At 51.4% G+C, this 15,764-nt stretch carries 12 protein-coding genes; 5 read left to right on the plus strand and 7 right to left on the minus strand.

Annotation, left to right across the window (positions count from 1 at the left end):
- The first annotated feature begins 417 nt into the window (after positions 1-417).
- Positions 418-1,869 carry an RNA polymerase factor sigma-54 gene (gene rpoN, locus BLX24_RS15600; RefSeq protein ID WP_071504081.1) on the plus strand — a complete coding sequence of 484 codons (1,452 nt, stop codon included), beginning with the start codon at positions 418-420 and terminating at the stop codon, positions 1,867-1,869.
- Here the strand turns inward: rpoN and BLX24_RS15605 are convergent.
- Positions 1,866-2,255 carry a hypothetical protein gene (locus BLX24_RS15605; RefSeq protein ID WP_071504082.1) on the minus strand — a complete coding sequence of 130 codons (390 nt, stop codon included), beginning with the start codon at positions 2,253-2,255 and terminating at the stop codon, positions 1,866-1,868. The two genes, rpoN and BLX24_RS15605, sit on opposite strands and share 4 nt — an antisense overlap.
- Before the next feature lie 120 nt (positions 2,256-2,375).
- Here BLX24_RS15605 and BLX24_RS15610 point away from each other — a divergent pair, with 120 nt between their 5' ends.
- Positions 2,376-4,736, plus strand: a complete 2,361-nt coding sequence (locus BLX24_RS15610; RefSeq protein ID WP_071504083.1) for a penicillin acylase family protein — start codon at positions 2,376-2,378, stop codon at positions 4,734-4,736.
- Here BLX24_RS15610 and msrB read toward each other — a convergent pair.
- From msrB to fbaA, 3 genes are all read right to left on the minus strand, one after another.
- Positions 4,733-5,245, minus strand: coding sequence for a peptide-methionine (R)-S-oxide reductase MsrB (msrB, locus tag BLX24_RS15615; protein ID WP_071504084.1), 513 nt, complete (start codon positions 5,243-5,245; stop codon positions 4,733-4,735). The two genes, BLX24_RS15610 and msrB, sit on opposite strands and share 4 nt — an antisense overlap.
- Before the next feature lie 62 nt (positions 5,246-5,307).
- A complete protein-coding gene (locus tag BLX24_RS15620; protein ID WP_083422005.1) occupies positions 5,308-8,034 on the minus strand; it encodes a DUF5686 and carboxypeptidase regulatory-like domain-containing protein in 2,727 nt (908 codons plus the stop codon).
- A gap of 230 nt (positions 8,035-8,264) precedes the next feature.
- Complete coding sequence (gene fbaA / locus BLX24_RS15625; RefSeq protein WP_071504085.1) at positions 8,265-9,344, minus strand: class II fructose-bisphosphate aldolase; 1,080 nt, start codon at positions 9,342-9,344, stop codon at positions 8,265-8,267.
- A 284-nt stretch (positions 9,345-9,628) separates the two neighbouring features.
- On the opposite strand from fbaA, the gene BLX24_RS15630 reads away from it, so the two are divergent.
- From BLX24_RS15630 to BLX24_RS15640, 3 genes are all read left to right on the plus strand, one after another.
- On the plus strand, positions 9,629-10,210 hold the full coding sequence (locus BLX24_RS15630) for a pseudouridine synthase (RefSeq protein WP_071504086.1): 582 nt from the start codon (positions 9,629-9,631) through the stop codon (positions 10,208-10,210).
- Positions 10,211-10,231: 21 nt separating this feature from the next.
- Positions 10,232-10,762: an AAA family ATPase gene (locus tag BLX24_RS15635; RefSeq protein WP_071504087.1), complete on the plus strand. Its 531-nt coding sequence runs from the start codon at positions 10,232-10,234 to the stop codon at positions 10,760-10,762.
- Positions 10,763-10,834: 72 nt separating this feature from the next.
- Positions 10,835-12,199: a sensor histidine kinase gene (locus BLX24_RS15640; protein ID WP_071504088.1), complete on the plus strand. Its 1,365-nt coding sequence runs from the start codon at positions 10,835-10,837 to the stop codon at positions 12,197-12,199.
- Here the strand turns inward: BLX24_RS15640 and BLX24_RS15645 are convergent, their stop codons facing one another.
- The 3 genes from BLX24_RS15645 to fucP all read right to left on the minus strand — a co-directional run bounded on the left by BLX24_RS15645 (position 12,200) and on the right by fucP (position 15,641).
- On the minus strand, positions 12,200-12,763 hold the full coding sequence (locus tag BLX24_RS15645; RefSeq protein WP_071504150.1) for a DUF4142 domain-containing protein: 564 nt from the start codon (positions 12,761-12,763) through the stop codon (positions 12,200-12,202).
- 434 nt (positions 12,764-13,197) lie between these two features.
- On the minus strand, positions 13,198-14,316 hold the full coding sequence (locus BLX24_RS15650; RefSeq protein ID WP_071504089.1) for a BT3233 family polysaccharide utilization protein: 1,119 nt from the start codon (positions 14,314-14,316) through the stop codon (positions 13,198-13,200).
- A gap of 62 nt (positions 14,317-14,378) precedes the next feature.
- Positions 14,379-15,641: an L-fucose:H+ symporter permease gene (gene fucP / locus BLX24_RS15655; protein ID WP_071504090.1), complete on the minus strand. Its 1,263-nt coding sequence runs from the start codon at positions 15,639-15,641 to the stop codon at positions 14,379-14,381.
- Positions 15,642-15,764: the final 123 nt, after the last annotated feature.

Raw genomic sequence — 15,764 nt, forward strand, 5'->3', positions numbered from 1 at the left:
GCTAATACAGAGCTATAACAAGCCTGTCTGCAAAAAAAGCACAGATTTTAATCCTGTGCTAACGAATTAGTCATTCCGGTGAAACTATCTACATCCATATACGTAAAAAGAATGGGGTAAATCTGTTACAAATCCTGTTACAGGTGTATTAATTAAGCGTCTATTAGATATACTTAATTCTGAGTACCACTGAATCAGAAAATAAAGCGATAATAATGTGGGTAAAATGGCTTAAATCAGGATGTTGAGTAGTTTTTAGGGGCAAAGCGTCAAGGATACACAAAAAGATATTTTGAGATTTTTCTTCGCAGCAAACAAAAAAAATGTAAAATTGGTCTAATAATTGTGGCTGGGCTTAGATGCAGCCCGCTTCATACGACTCAACGTTCTATAAGACCTTAATCCCGTTTATGTACTATGCAGAAATTGAGCCTAAACCAGTCGTTGCAACAGAAGCTGTCCCCCCAGCAGATACAGTTTATCAAGCTGTTGCAAATACCGACTGCCGAGCTGGATGCGCGAATCGAGGAGGAATTAGAGATTAACCCGGCCCTGGAAGAAGGCGCAGAGGATTACGACGACAACAGTCAGTCGGATGATCCGTTTGCAGATGATTATGATGATGATTACAAAGACCGGTCCGATGATTTAGACATCGATAACTATCTGCATAACGAAGACTATACAGGGTACAAAATGCAGGGCGATGCTTACGGGGAAGAAGACCGTGAGATGCCGATTGCTATGCGGTCCACCTTGTCGGATTCACTGATTCAGCAGTTTGGTTATCTGGGGTTAGACCCTGAGCAGCACGCAATCGGGTTGCAGCTAATCGGCAGTATTGAGAGTGACGGCTACATCCGGCGTTCGCTGCAGGCCATCGTCAATGACCTGGCCTTTGCCCAGGGAATTTATACGGATGTAGAAGAGCTGGAACTCGTTTTAAGAAAGGTCCAGACATTCGATCCGCCCGGCATCGGTGCCCGTACCTTGCAGGAATGCCTGTTGCTGCAGCTGGAGCGAAAAGACCAGACCGATGAGTGTGTACGGCTGGCAAGCAAAATCATCCAGGAAAGTTTTGATGAGTTTTCGAAGAAACACTTCGATAAGATTCAGAAGCGACTCAATATCAGCGATGAAACGCTGAAGAAAGTGATTGCCATCATTACCAAGCTGAACCCGAAACCGGGATCGGTTGAAGGCGAAGACGGTACCGCGCAGTACCTCATTCCGGATTTTATCCTGACCAACAGCGGCGGAAAACTTGAACTGACCCTGAACTCGAAAAACGCCCCTGAGCTGAAAATCAGCCGTTCGTTTGCAGAGATGCTCGATACCTATGACAAGAGCACAAAACATAATAAAAACCTGCGCGAAACAGTAACGTTTGTGAAGCAGCGTCTGGATGCCGCCAAGTGGTTTATCGATGCTATCAAACAGCGCCAGCAGACCCTGCTGAAGACGATGAATGCCATCGTGAAGTTTCAGTACGATTTCTTCCTGACAGGCGATGAGTCGAAGCTGCGGCCGATGATCCTGAAAGACATCGCGACCCTTATTGACATGGATGTTTCGACGGTTTCGCGGGTAGCAAACAGCAAATCGGTACAGACCGAATTCGGCATTTATCCGCTTAAATACTTTTTCTCAGAAGGTATTTCGACAGATTCGGGCGAGGATGTCAGTAGCCGTGAAGTAAAGAATATCCTGAAGGAACTGATTGATAATGAGCCGAAAGTGAATCCGCTCTCGGACGATAAGCTGGAGAAAATGCTGAATGAACGGGGGTACAACATTGCCCGCCGGACAGTGGCTAAATACCGCGAACAACTTAATATTCCGGTAGCCCGCTTGCGTAAACAACTCTAAGTCGACGAATCATTCTGCTGATACCAATGACGGATAACTACTTTTTGTAATTCACGTTTGATAATTAATGCTGCGATCACTGGTAAGGTATCGCCCTGATGGTTATGCAGGGCCTTCCTTACCAGTTTTTCTGTTAAGTCGACCCGGTAAAAAACATTCTGGAGCTGCGCAGCGTGCGGCGCCTGCGCGCGCAGGGTATCGGCAATAACCTGCTTCAGCCCTTCAAAGGAATAGGGCTCCTCACAGGTTACGGGCAACTGCACGCGTGCCATCGAAAAATCCTTAATCAATTGCTTCAATAATGCCTGTAGCAGGGCAGGGGTCTGCAGATATGGTTGCAGGTCGTTGCCGGAAAAGGGCGTGATATCGTCTGGCTCAGAAGTCATACAGCAGTAAATAGCCGGTTAATATTAAGGCTTTTCCGCTGATTCGCCAAGTACGGACAACGAACCGTAGGTATTTGTCGGCTGAATTTTATCTTTACAAACCGACAATCGCTTCATCCGATGCTTATACGCTGCCTGCTGACACATCTACTCTGTTTTGCCCTGACCCCGGGCATGGCTCAAAAAATACCCGGCCTGCAAAAGCCGGTTGAGATCATACGCGACAAATGGGGAATCGCGCACATTTATGCACAAAACGAACACGATCTGTTTTTTGCGCAAGGCTACTCCGCCGCTCAGGACCGGCTGTTCCAGTTTGAACTGTGGCGGCGCCAGGCGACCGGTACGGTGGCCGAACTGCTGGGTCCGCAGGAACTCAAACGGGATATCGGGACGCGGTTGTTTTCGTTCAGAACGACAGACCTGGATGCGGAACTGCGGCATTACCACCCGCATGGCCCGCTGATTGTCCGGGCGTTTGTCGAGGGCGTCAACGCCTATATCCGGGACATACTGAAAACACCCGAAAAGCTGCCCTTCGAATTTAAAGTACTGAACACCCAACCTGGTTTCTGGACACCGGAGGTAGTAATCAGCCGGCATCAGGGGCTGCTGAGTAATATCCGTGAGGAGCTGAACTACGGCCGGCTGGTACACTTGCTGGGCGAGAAAAAGGTGAAAGAGCTGCAGTGGTTTCACCCGATCACGAAAGACGGTGAGCCGGATCTGACGCTGCACGTCGACGGGGAGGCTTTGTTTCAGCCCATTCTGGAACTCTACGAAGCCTTCCGCTTACCGTTGACGTTTCAGAAAGAACAAGACAAAGTAGGCCTGTCGGCTCAGGAAGTGCAGGAGTGGTTCGATACCGAAAAACAATATGTCGGTTCGAATAACTGGGTGATCGATGGCAACCAGTCGGCAAGCGGATATCCGATGCTGGCCAATGATCCGCACCGGACGCAGTCGACGCCTTCGCTCCGGTACTGGGTCCACCTCGATGCGCCCGGCTGGCATGTGGCGGGTGGGGGAGAACCGACACTGCCCGGCGTTTCTATCGGCCACAACGAATACGGCGCCTGGGGGCTGACCATCTTCGATACGGATAACGAAGACCTCTACGTATACGACATTAATCCGAAAAATCCGGCTCAGTATCGCTACAAAGGTGCCTGGGAAACCATGCGGACACGGAAGGAAACCATTCCGGTGAAAGGGCAGCCCGACGTAACGGTGGAGTTGAAGTATACGCGTCACGGACCGGTTGTTTTTGAGGACAAAGCCCGTGGCAAGGCCTATGCGGTGCGGGCCGGCTGGCTTGATAAAGGCAGCGCTCCCTATCTGGCCAGTCTGCGGATGAATCAGGCGAAGTCGTGGACGGAGTTCCGGCAGGCTTGTACCTATAGCTACATTCCCGGCGAAAACATGATCTGGGCCACCCGCCCGACTGCCGGGCAAAAGGCCGAAATCGGCTGGCAGGCTGTCGGACTGGCACCGGTTCGCAAAAACTGGACGGGGCTGGTGCCGGTTCCGGGCGACGGACGCTTCGAATGGGCTGGCTATCTGCCGGTACTGAAACGGCCGTCGAAAGCCAATCCGGCGGATGGTATTATCGTTACGGCAAATAATAACCTCACACCGGTCGACTACCCATACCGGAACACAGTAGGCTGGATCTGGTCGGGGCCGTCGCGGGCACACCGGATCGAAGAAGTTCTTAAAAACGGGCAGCGCAAAACGATGGCTGATTTCATGCAGCTTCAGTCCGATTACCTTTCGTTGCCTGCCCGGACACTGGTGCCGTTTCTGGCCCTGCTTTCTTCGTCCGACGATAAAACCGAACGGGCTTTAAGCTATTTGCGGCGCTGGGACTACCGGTTAGAACCAAATTCGGTACCGGCGGCCATTTACGTGGCCTGGGAAGGGCAGCTGCGCCGGCTGCTGTATGAAGAAGCGGTGCCGGAAAAGGCCCGTGCCTATTTTACGACACTGCCTGTTAAACGCATGATTGACCGCGTAGTGGCGGCTCCGGTTGCCCGGCGGGACAGCCTGCTGCTGACGAGCCTGACCCGCGCTACCGATGAGCTGGCTAAACGCCTTGGTCCTGATATGGATGAGTGGCAGTATGGGCAAACCAAAAATAAACACATTACCCTGACACATCCCTTGAGCGGGCTGGTAGATGCCGGCATGCAGAAGAAGATTAATCTGGGACCGGTTGCGCGGGGCGGCTACGCCGAAACGCCCAATGTAACGGGTCCGGCCTTGAACCAGACGCATGGGGCGTCGTTCCGGATATTGGTGGATACCGAAGACTGGGACCGGACCATGGGCATCAATACGCCCGGTCAATCCGGCGATCCCGATAGCCCGCATTACCGCGACCTGTTCGGGTTGTGGGCCGAGAACGGGTATTTTCCGGTGTATTTCTCAAAAGAAAAAGTGCAGTCGGTGGCCGAAAAAACGATTCGGCTCACGCCCTAGCGGGCCGGTTTGAAGGTCAGAGCGGTTCCGTTCATGCAATACCGGAGCCCGGTCGGTTCAGGACCATCGGTAAAAACATGGCCGAGATGCGCATCGCAGACGGAGCAAAGCACCTCGGTGCGGCGGCCGTCGAAGTCGGTATAAACGGCGTTCGGAGCGATGGGGACATAAAAGCTGGGCCAGCCGGTGCGGGAGTCAAACTTGGTTCGGGAGGCAAACAGCGGATTGTGGCAACAAACACACTCATAAACGCCAGCCTGGTGCAGGTGGGTGAGGGGGCTGCTGTTGCGGCCTTCGGTGCCTTTCTCCCGCGTTACATAAAATTGAGGCGCGGTCAGCAGCTCTTCCCACTCCGCATCCGTTTTTACCACACGGCGACCCTGTGGGGGCACCACGCCCGAGCGCTCGAACGCAGATTTACGGGCCGGTTCCGGATGCAGCCACCGCCAGCCGAGTATCCCGCCGATCAGCAGCAGGCAGCCGATAAGAAACAGGTGATTGGCTTTCATGGTTAGGTAACGGATTTACCTCCCCGAGAGTTTAAAACCCTCGGGGAGGTACGGCAGTGGGCTTAGTTCCTGCCAAACTTCAGCGTTGTTCCCACGCGGAAGCCAAGTCCTTTGTAGGTCGTATTCTCCCATTGACTGATGACCTCCACGCGGAAAAACGGCAGCACGCCCGGAATCAGGCCGTCGAGTCCGTAACCCACCTCGGTGTATTGTGGTGAGCGTGGTGTCGCCAGATAATGCACAAACAGGTTTTCTTTGAGGCCAACCAGACGGGCCATGGTCAGTTGCGTAATCAGGAACTTGCGGTGCTCGCTCAGCACGTGGGCTTCAAAAAAGCGTTTGCCGGTACTGTACTGATAATACGGCAGCATCCGGAAGACACTTACCGGATCGCCCTGTTGCAGGAAAAACTCGTTGCCCATGAAGTGCTTGAAGTCCGGCGCATAGACCTTCTGGCTGGTCAGGAAAGCACCGGCACTCACGTCATAGCTCAGGCGGCTGCGGATACCCGTTTCAAACGAGTGGCCGATACGGGCCTGTAAAAAGTCATAATTTGAGGCATTGCTGTTGAGCAGGCTGCCAAATGAGCGCCGGTAGTTGACCGTCAGCTCCGGCGCATCGCGGTTGGTACGGGTAATTTTCCGGCCGTTGCGGATGTAGTAGTGCGGGGATGCCAGCCGCATCGTGGCCGAGAGGTTCAGCACCAGAGCCTCATGGTTGGGAAAGGCCGTGGTTCCGATTTCATTATTCGGTACCCGGTTCGGTGTGTAGGCATAATTTTTCCAGTCGATCCAGGGCTTCAGGTTCTCGCGGTAATTGGCAACCTCCGTACGGTTGGCATATTCCAGGCTGCCATTGAGTTTAAGCCGGCCTTCCATGGGTTTGGCCGAGACACTGAGCTGGATAAAATCCTTCTGGTAGAGCTTCATCAGGTTGCGCTCAAAGAGCAGCGTGGTGAACGAGTTCATCTGCGGACTGATCGGGTTTTCCGGATTCAGTTGTGACATAAACCGGCCGCCTGTCAGATCGACGTTTGTCGTTTTGAAGGCATACCCTGCTTTACCGTAACCAACAACCTGCTCCCTGCCCAACTGGTAACGGGCATTGCCGCCGATATACCAGTTGGGTGTCGCGGCATACGGATACACCGTTTTCCCGTTTACTTGCCGCGCTTTTGTCGAATCAACGCGTAGCCGATGATAGTTGAGCTGTAAACCGGCCGTGGCGTGATACCCTTCAACGGTATTGTAATTAACCGATGTCAGGATGTCGCTCCATTGCAGCGAGGTGGTCTTGCTCAGTCGCCAGGTATTACCGGTCACCAGGTCAAACGGTGAGAACTTGTGTTTGCGGTTCGGGTTTTTCATCCCCGGGTTTTCCTTTTTTACGCTGTCGGTTTTGGCCTTCACTTCACGGACAATCCGGACGCTGTCGCTGCGGACATAGCTTTTGAGTTCGGCCGTGGTCAGCGGCACCGACCGGAGCGAGTCCCAGAACGAATTGGCCCGTTTATAGGCCATTGTGTCAATGCTGACAGAGTCATTCCGCGTAACAGCCACGTCTTCTTTCTTTTCTTTCCGCTCCTTGTATTCCTGTTTTTCGTACTCACGGACCATTTTCCGCAGGTTCTTCGTCGAAAACTCCTTTTGTTTCGCTACCAGTTCATCCAGCTTTTTACCCTTAATGTCCCGGTTCGCCAGCACATTCGCCGGTTTGTCGATTTTCTCATCGATTACCTGTACCTCTTCCACAAAGGCAGGGTTGATCGTGAAGTCCTTGTACGTCAGGTTAATCACATACTGTCCGGTAAACTTAGCACCGTAGAAAGAGCCTTTCGCGTCGAACCGCTGGTTGGTTGGCATCCAGACATTCCGGACGGGGTTATAAATCTGCTTGATGCTCAGGTTAATGCCCGGCGGGATGTGCGTTTCCAGCTGAAGGCTGTGAATGGCCCAGGTATTTTCGATGATGTAAATAAAGCCTCTGAATACCCCTTCACCATACGATCGCGGGATAACGTTGATCCGGCTGATGTCAACGCCCTGCTCACGGAAGGTACCTTCGTACTCAAATTTGTAGTAGGCAAACGCTTTCGGTGAAAGCGGTGAAACCACATTGGCCACCTCCGGCTGGTAAAAACTGCTCTGGTAAAAGCCATTGACGGCTACTTTAACCCCCTGCGTGTTGCGGTTGGCAATCACGTGCTCGCGGTAGGTATTCGGTTGCTTAAACGTCACTTCCGACACCGATTCATTCAGGATCGGGACGCCTTTTTTGAAGTTGGCTTCGGTTTCTGCCTCCTTTAACTGCTTTTTATACAAAAATTCCATCGGCAGTTCCGTAACGGTTACTGACGCCTTTGTATAGACACGGGCCGTATAGCTCTGAACCTGTAGCTGATGAAATTTAGCCTTGGCAATGGCCCGGCGCATGATGGTATAGGCCGGGTCTTCGTTGCTTGATTTGGCGTTGACTTCCTGAAGATTATAGACTTGTTCCTCCAGGACGATATCCAGGTTAATAAATCCGTTGTCAATCTCAACCGCTTTTTGCTGGCTCTGAAAACCAAGGTATTGAAACAATAACTGGTGTTTACCCGGTGCCAGCGTCAGCTCGTACCGGCCTTCTGCGTTAGAGATGGTTCCGTTCTGAGTACCCTTTACGGCGATGGCGGCGTAGGGTAGCGGGTCCCCCCCTTTGGTTTTAATCGTTCCCCGGATACCCGTCTGGGCAAGGGCAATGGTTTGAATAAACAGGCAAATACATACGATGGTTAAACGCTGAATCATGTTATGCGGTGTTAGTGCGTTGACAAAATACGACAGAATGATGGTTAAATCATCTCCTTTTCAGTGAAAGGCCGTGGCTCCGGTTAAGTGGAGCCGTTTGTTTGTAGATGCCGTTTTGGCGGTGCGGGTTGCCTGCCGGTATTCTTAAAACATGTTAAAAAAAATCCCCGTCTCGGCTAAAGACGGGGATGATAGGTATGAAACGCTGGTTTTCAGCGCAGCCTTTGCGGTTACGCCAGACGGTTGATGCAGTTCAGGTCTTCGAACGCAACTTTCAGACGCTTAGACATACTTTCTTCGCCTTTACGCAGCCATACGCGCGGGTCGTAATATTTTTTATTCGGTGAATCCGGACCTTCAGGGTTACCCAGCTGCGATTGCAGATACGCTTCTTTCGCCTGGTAGTAATCCTTAATGCCTTCCCATGTCGACCATTGCATGTCCGTATCGATGTTCATTTTAATCGCACCATACTCAATCGCCTCACGGATTTCTTCGCGGCTTGAGCCCGATCCGCCGTGGAATACGAAGTTAACCGGCAGCGGGCCTGTTCCGTATTTTTCCTGGATATAATCCTGTGAGTTTTTCAGAATGATCGGCGACAGCTTCACGTTGCCTGGCTTATATACACCGTGCACGTTACCGAACGCAGCGGCAATCGTGAAGCGGTCAGAGATTTTCTTCAGTTCTTCGTAGGCATATGCTACTTCTGAAGGCTGTGTATACAGTTTAGAATCATCAACGTCAGAATTGTCAACGCCGTCTTCTTCGCCACCGGTTACCCCTAATTCGATCTCCAGTGTCATGCCCATTTTCGCCATCCGCTCGAAGTACTGGCAGCAGATTTCGATGTTTTCGTGCAATGGCTCTTCCGACAGATCGATCATGTGCGACGAGTACAACGGCTTACCGTGCAGGTCGAAGTATTTTTCACTGGCAGTCAGCAGACCGTCGAGCCACGGAAGCAGTTTCTTGGCGCAGTGATCCGTATGCAGAATGACCGGAACACCGTAGTATTCAGCGATATTGTGTACATGCAGTGCACCCGAAATGCTACCGGCGATAGCGGCTTTCTGACCTTCGTTTGACAGGCTTTTTCCGGCGTAGAAAATCGCGCCACCATTGGAGAACTGAATGATTACCGGTGAATTTACCGCTTTAGCCGTCTCAAGAACAGCATTTACCGAGTTCGTACCGACGACGTTTACGGCTGGTAACGCATAGTTGTTTTCGTTAGCGTGACGGAAAATCTCAGAAACGCCATCACCCGTAATAACGCCAGGTTGGAAGCGCGGAGTTACTTCGCTCATAGTAGGTTATTATTGTAGAATAAAAAGAAAAACTTTACTAATGTATAGAACGGTGGCTGATGAAGGGTAAATCACTGCAAAGTACTATTTTTTTGGATTACCCCGCTAATTGTACTTTGTTTACTGTCATACAAAGATTGACTTTTACCTTTGTAGCTACCGGATGTTACGGATACTGGATGGTTCTGGATACTGGATGGTTCCGGGCAATTGAAGTAGTAACAGGTGATTGGAGCAAATTGCTGCTACTCAATCACTCAACCGCTCAATCACTCAATAGAACTATGTATTACCTGATTTATAAGCCGTATCTGATGATGTCGCAGTTTAGCCGGGAAGGGGACAAGCCGACCCTGGCCGACCTGCCGTTTGTGTTCGGCAAAGATGTATATCCGGTCGGGCGGCTGGATGCCGACAGCGAAGGGCTGCTACTGCTGACGAGTGATAAACGCCTGAATCACCGCTTACTGGACCCTGCGTTCAGGCATCAGCGCACCTATTATGCGCAGGTCGAAGGCGAGGTAACCGACGAAGCCCTGCGGCAACTGTCGGCGGGCGTAACTATTTCGGTCGACGGCAAGGCATACCACACGTTGCCGGCTCATGCCGTGCGCATCCCCGAACCGGCCATACCGGAGCGCAATCCGCCGATCCGGTACCGGGCCAGTATTCCTACCAGCTGGATTGCCCTAACCCTCCACGAAGGCAAAAACCGGCAGGTCCGCCGGATGACGGCTGCTGTCGGGTTTCCGACCCTGCGGCTTGTGCGCTGGAGCATTGAGGAGGTTACGGCTGCGGGCATGCGCCCCGGCGACGTGCAGGAGGTAGGCCGCAGGGAGCTGTTAGCGGCCCTGCATATTCGATAATGACAACTAACAACCTGTTTAATGACTGTTGAAAAACCTGTATTAATCTGTTTATACGGACCGGAAAGCGTCGGAAAAACCACATTAGCCCGCCAGCTGGCCGAACATTACCAGACGGTTTTTGTGCCGGAAGTCGCCCGTGATCTGATTACTTCCAACGACCTGACACCAGCCGATTACATCCGTATAGGCAAAGCACAAACCGATGCTGTAAAAAATGCGATAGCGTTGGCCAATAAATTAGTAATTTGTGATACGGATCTGATTACAACCGAACTGTATGCGCAGATTTATCTGAACGAAGTACCGCCGGTATTGTATGAGCTGGAGCAGGAAATAGGCTATGACCGGCATTTTCTGCTCGACATCGATGTCCCCTGGATTGCCGACGGCCTGCGTGATCTCGGACACCGGCGTGAAGAAATTTACGCGATGTTTCAGGAGGCATTAATCCGGCGGGGGCTTGATTACGTACATGTTGCAGGAAGCTGGGAGGCACGCTGGCAGATTGTAACGACAGAAATTGATCGGTTGTTGAAAAGGGACAGGTAAGATCAGACCTGACCTCCCGGATCATAGAACCCTTTTTATATTAATCTTGTCTGTCAGCAAAAGCAAGTAAGGATGAAGGATGTGTGGCACAGCTATTCGCAGTTGCGGGTATTGCTGGACGGGATGCTCATCATGATGGTGCTATACGGTTTGTTGTCGTACTGGCAGCAGCGTAAAGCCATTTACTGGCAATATGCGCTCTATATTGTCTGTATGATGGTTACATTCCGGTTGCTGGATCAGGACTATGGCAAGGTAAACTACCTGCCCGGCATGAACTATACGGTAGTGTTCATGGAGACATTCGCCTTTAGTTTTTACATGCAGTTTGCGATCCTGCTGATGAATATCCGCGAAAATGATCTGTTCAGTTTCCGGCTTCTGCGGGGAATGACCGGCCTCCTGGTTGTGCATCTGCTGCTTGATACGGTTCTTGTGCTGACCCATGTATCTGATACCATCCGGAGTGAGATCTATACGCTCGACCGCTATCTGCTGGGTATCGGCGCCCTGATTATTGTACCGCGTATTATCCGGTTACGGCATCAGGTCATGGTCTATTTTATTGTCGGATCCTTCTTTTTCATCTTTGCCTGCATTTTTGCGTTATCGACCAATTTCTTCCCGTCTGTTTTTATCCGGCGGCCGGATCTGCCCTTCGGTTATCCGGTCACGTACATTGAGCTGGGCGTAGTGGCCGAAGTGCTTTGTTTCACGCTGGGTATTTCGCGGCTCAATCACCTGACCGAACTGGAAAAAATCAGTGTGCAGGCGCAATTGATCGATCAGTTGCAGGAAAATGAGAAGAAACAGCAGAAAATCAGCCGGTTGCGCGACGAAATTGCCCGCGATCTGCACGATGAGGTGGGCTCTGACCTGAGTGCCATTACCTTACTGAGCCGGTCGGCCCGAAAACAGGTTTACGAACAGCCCGAACAGGTAATGGATACCCTGAACACAATCGGTCAGACGTCGAAAAAGGTTCTGGGAGCTATCCGGGATATTGTCTGGAGCCTGAACTCGTCGCAGCGTACCTACGAGAACCTGACGTTCCGGATGCGGGAAATGGCGTATAGTCTTTTTGAAAATACGACAACCTCGCTTCATTTTGACTTTCTGGCGATTACACCGGACGACATTATTCCGGTTGATCAGCGACGGGATATTTTTCTGTTTTATAAAGAGTCGCTACACAACATTCTGCGGCATGCACAAGCGGCTAATGTGTGTGTCAGCCTGTCGCTGACAGAAGACAGACTGAGGCTTGACATAAAAGATGACGGAGTTGGCTTCAGTCCGGCGGCTACTCGTGGCGGGAACGGGCTTCAGTTTTTGCGGCAGCGGGCCGACTCACTGGGCGGGGTTCTGGAAATTACTTCGGTAACCGGACAGGGCACGTCGATTGTGCTGGCCTGTCCGGTTGGTATCCCTGCCTGATTACATCGCTTTGTCGATGTTTTTGATGGCATCATAATGTTTCTGCAGCGTAGGCAGTGTTTTAGCCGCAAATGCCTTGATTTCCATATCTTTGGCATCATCAGCAGCTTCCTTGAAATGGTCGATGTCTTCTTTATGATCATCCACCATCATTTTCACGTACTTCTTGTCGAATTCAGCGCCTGACAGTTTGCTCAGTTCATCAACGTGTTTCTGGTGATCTTCGCCCATAGTCGATGGCAGGGTAATGTTTTTGCTGGTTGCCAGTGTTTTAAGCTCTTCATTTGCTTTTGAGTGGTCTTCAACCATCATGGCTCCGAAGTCTTTTACGGCCTGGCTCTGAGCCTTTTCCTGTGCCAGACGGCCCAGTTCAACTTCCATCATCCCGCCGCTGGCCGCTTTTACCGCAAACTCTGAATCATCATCATCCTGCGTCGGCTCTTTAGCCTCGTTCATGTCCTCGGCTTGTTCAACACTATCTTCATTTTTCTTCGATTCTGAACTACAGGCCTGGAATGTGAAAACACCAAGCGAAAAAATGAATAAGAGGGTCACTCGTTTCATGGTCATATCTGTTTTGTTGAGTCTGGAAACAGAACAGTCTGTAGAATCGATAGTTTTTGAGAAGAAGAATAAATGAGCGAACGGGCCGGACGAGAAAACAAAAATAGCTGCCGTAGAAGACCCCGGCAGCTATTATAAAACACCTAAAAATCTATAACCTGAATGATGATTCGTGAGAAAAAGAAAATAGCCACCTGGAAACGCCAGATGGCTATTCAAATCAGACAGTAAGTAAAGTTGACTTGTAATCGGTGTTTACCACTGTGCTAACCATATTGCTAACCACCTATGTACGAAGTTTATACGGCACTATATCCTTCGTTTAGAATGCATGGTACAAGATTACGGGGTCAGGGTTAGAGTACCGTTACAAAAAAATTAGAAATAAATTAGATTTGGTCCGGCCTCTGAAAAAAGCGGCTTTTCCGGCTGCTTTAAGGCTTCACCTGAACCTGTAGGGGCGCCTGAATCTGCTGGCTGAAGGCATGAAGGTAATTCATCCAGGCCTGGCCGGAGGTAATTTGCCCGGCTTTATCCCATGCGCCACCGGAATAATACGTGATGGTTTCGCCCGACGGAACGGCGATTTGCGCGAGGCCATGCTGGTATTGCCTGCGCATCGGCACGCTTCCTTTGGTAAACACGCAGCCAACCCCGATGGTGCCGTCTTTGCCATGTTGCGGCTCCCAATACGCCAGAATACCGTTTTGCTCATTAAGCAGCAATTGACCGGGTTCGGGGCGCAGCGTAATGCCGGCTACTAATGGGAGCGGTTTCCCGTAGGTGTGTTGCATTGCCACCACAATTTTGCTCAGCTGCGAACCGGCATCCAGCGAAATCGTTTTGGTGGTATTTACCGTGATGCCTTTGAACGTGTAGGGGGCGTAGGTAACGCGGAACGTCGACCGCAGCGGACCGTTGTCCAATACCTCCCAGGTCTGGTAATTATGGACAAACTGGATAGAGTCGTTCAGGAAAACACCGATGTCGCCAGCGCCGAGGGTAAGACCAACATGGTAGTAATCAAGGCCTTCGCCATGATCTTTGTGGTAGTCGTTCTGTTTGTACCACTTGTTCAGAATCAGCTGGTTGGTTCGTTTGGCCCAAATGTCGCTGCCATAGGCGTTGTCGGAGCGGCCGTTCAGGGCCTTGCCGTAAATCCGGAAGGCTACCTTGTCGTTTTCCCACGCAAAATCGTCGTAGCGCTCAGGCACATAACGGCAATAGGTTTTATCGGTCACCGGTGCGGGTTTCCCCTTGCGGAAAGTCAGTGTGATGGTCTGTTTAGGCGCTACCGAAAGCTGAACCAACAGATTTTGAACGGTCTTTGTCCCTCTGCGTTCAAACTGGCAGGGGACGGGCTTACCACCCAGCAGCACCTGTAGCTGGCTCGTATCGGCCTGTGGGTAGGCGCTGAGTACGGTCGGCCACGGAATATCGACGACGGCATCGGTGAAGGCCGTTTCGCTGTTATTGGTTATCGCTACCGGCTTTTGTGCATAGGCATTCAGCGCGCAGGCACCGGCCAGTAGCAGAGAAAAGAAACGTTTCATAGGCGTAAAAAACGTGCTCCCGTTGCGGAGAGCACGTGTGGAGGATGAGAGGGTTAATTAAGTTAATTTGGTTTTGAGAACCGGGCACCAAACAGGAAGATCACCGCATAGCAGATAATCGGCAGGTAGTAGGCCATGGCTACGTCGGTTTCGGCCACGCGGCCCATCAACGGCGGGAACAAGGCCCCCCCTACAACACCCATTACGATAAAGGACGAAGCTTGTTGCGTGTGTTTGCCCAGATCTTTCAGCCCCAGACTGAAAATAGTCGGGAACATGATGCTGAAGAAGAAGTTGAGCATCAGCAGAGCCGCAAATGAGGGCCAGCCCCAGCTTTGGGCAATGATCAGGCACATGATGATGTTGGCCAAAGCAAATGCGGCAAGCAGGCGATTCGGTGCGATAAACCGCATCAGGTACGTACCTACGAACCGGCCGATCATCATCATGACCATACTGGCTGAGAAATAATAGGCAGCGGATGTTTCGGGCAGGCCCATTTTTTCGACCCCATAGTTGATAAAAAAGGCCCATGTACCACCCTGAGCGGCAACGTTGAAGAGCTGCGCGATGGCGGCCCAGATAAAGTGCCGGTGCTGAAAAAGGCCTTTAGACCCTTTCAGGTCGCCGGGTGTTGTCGGAACCGCATAGGCATCGGCTTCTTCTGTTTCGACCGCATGGGCATCCTGTACGGGAGGTACTTTAACGAACACAAACGATACCGCGATGGCCAGGATTACGGAGCCAATCACCACATACAGCAGTTTTACCGAACCCAGATCGTCGGAGCCGGTTGTATTGCCGCCCAGAATGAAATAGCCGCCGATCGCTGGCCCGATTACAGCACCCAGCCCGTTAAAGGCCTGGGCAAAGTTGATGCGCTGATCGCTGGTACGTACGTCGCCGAGACCGGCCACAAACGGGTGGGCAACGGTTTCGAGCGTTGCCAGGCCACAGGCCAGAATAAAGAGGGCAATCCGGAAAAAACCGAACGATTCGGCATTGGCCGCCGGAATAAACAGGAAGGCCCCGGCCGCATAGAGCGTCAGCCCCAGCAAGACCCCGTTTTTGTAGCCAAAGCGTTTCATAAACAGACCCGCCGGAATACCCATAACGGCATAGGCACCGAAAATCGAGAACTGTACCAGACCGGACTCGGCTTTGCTGACGTGGAGTACGTTCTGAAAATGCCGGTTCAGCACATCGCCCATCGTAATGGCAATCCCCCAGAGCATAAACAGGGACGTGACAAACACGAGGGTAGTAATGTATTTTTTTTCAGTAAAAGCGGCCGGTTTGCCGACCGCAGCAGGCGTTGCTTGCATGAACGAATTGGGTTAAGCGTTACATTTTGTTACAAGGTCATTGTAGTATAGGCAAAAAACGGGATAATATACCCTAATCCGGCTACGGGAAGTAGAAAAACTCCGGTGCATACTGTAAGAAAT

This window comes from Arsenicibacter rosenii (assembly GCF_001870735.1).
Classification (GTDB): Bacteria; Bacteroidota; Bacteroidia; order Cytophagales; family Spirosomataceae; genus Arsenicibacter; species Arsenicibacter rosenii.

What these genes read in the sequence shown, in the direction of transcription:
- BLX24_RS15610 (WP_071504083.1), top strand. Translation starts at nt 2,376, where the DNA reads ATGCTTATACGCTGCCTGCTGACACATCTACTCTGTTTTGCCCTGACC.
- fbaA (WP_071504085.1), bottom strand. Translation starts at nt 9,344, where the DNA reads ATGAGCGAAGTAACTCCGCGCTTCCAACCTGGCGTTATTACGGGTGAT.
- rpoN (WP_071504081.1), top strand. Translation starts at nt 418, where the DNA reads ATGCAGAAATTGAGCCTAAACCAGTCGTTGCAACAGAAGCTGTCCCCC.
- BLX24_RS15645 (WP_071504150.1), bottom strand. Translation starts at nt 12,763, where the DNA reads ATGAAACGAGTGACCCTCTTATTCATTTTTTCGCTTGGTGTTTTCACA.
- fucP (WP_071504090.1), bottom strand. Translation starts at nt 15,641, where the DNA reads ATGCAAGCAACGCCTGCTGCGGTCGGCAAACCGGCCGCTTTTACTGAA.
- BLX24_RS15605 (WP_071504082.1), bottom strand. Translation starts at nt 2,255, where the DNA reads ATGACTTCTGAGCCAGACGATATCACGCCCTTTTCCGGCAACGACCTG.
- BLX24_RS15650 (WP_071504089.1), bottom strand. Translation starts at nt 14,316, where the DNA reads ATGAAACGTTTCTTTTCTCTGCTACTGGCCGGTGCCTGCGCGCTGAAT.
- BLX24_RS15620 (WP_083422005.1), bottom strand. Translation starts at nt 8,034, where the DNA reads ATGATTCAGCGTTTAACCATCGTATGTATTTGCCTGTTTATTCAAACC.
- msrB (WP_071504084.1), bottom strand. Translation starts at nt 5,245, where the DNA reads ATGAAAGCCAATCACCTGTTTCTTATCGGCTGCCTGCTGCTGATCGGC.
- BLX24_RS15630 (WP_071504086.1), top strand. Translation starts at nt 9,629, where the DNA reads ATGTATTACCTGATTTATAAGCCGTATCTGATGATGTCGCAGTTTAGC.
- BLX24_RS15635 (WP_071504087.1), top strand. Translation starts at nt 10,232, where the DNA reads ATGACTGTTGAAAAACCTGTATTAATCTGTTTATACGGACCGGAAAGC.
- BLX24_RS15640 (WP_071504088.1), top strand. Translation starts at nt 10,835, where the DNA reads ATGAAGGATGTGTGGCACAGCTATTCGCAGTTGCGGGTATTGCTGGAC.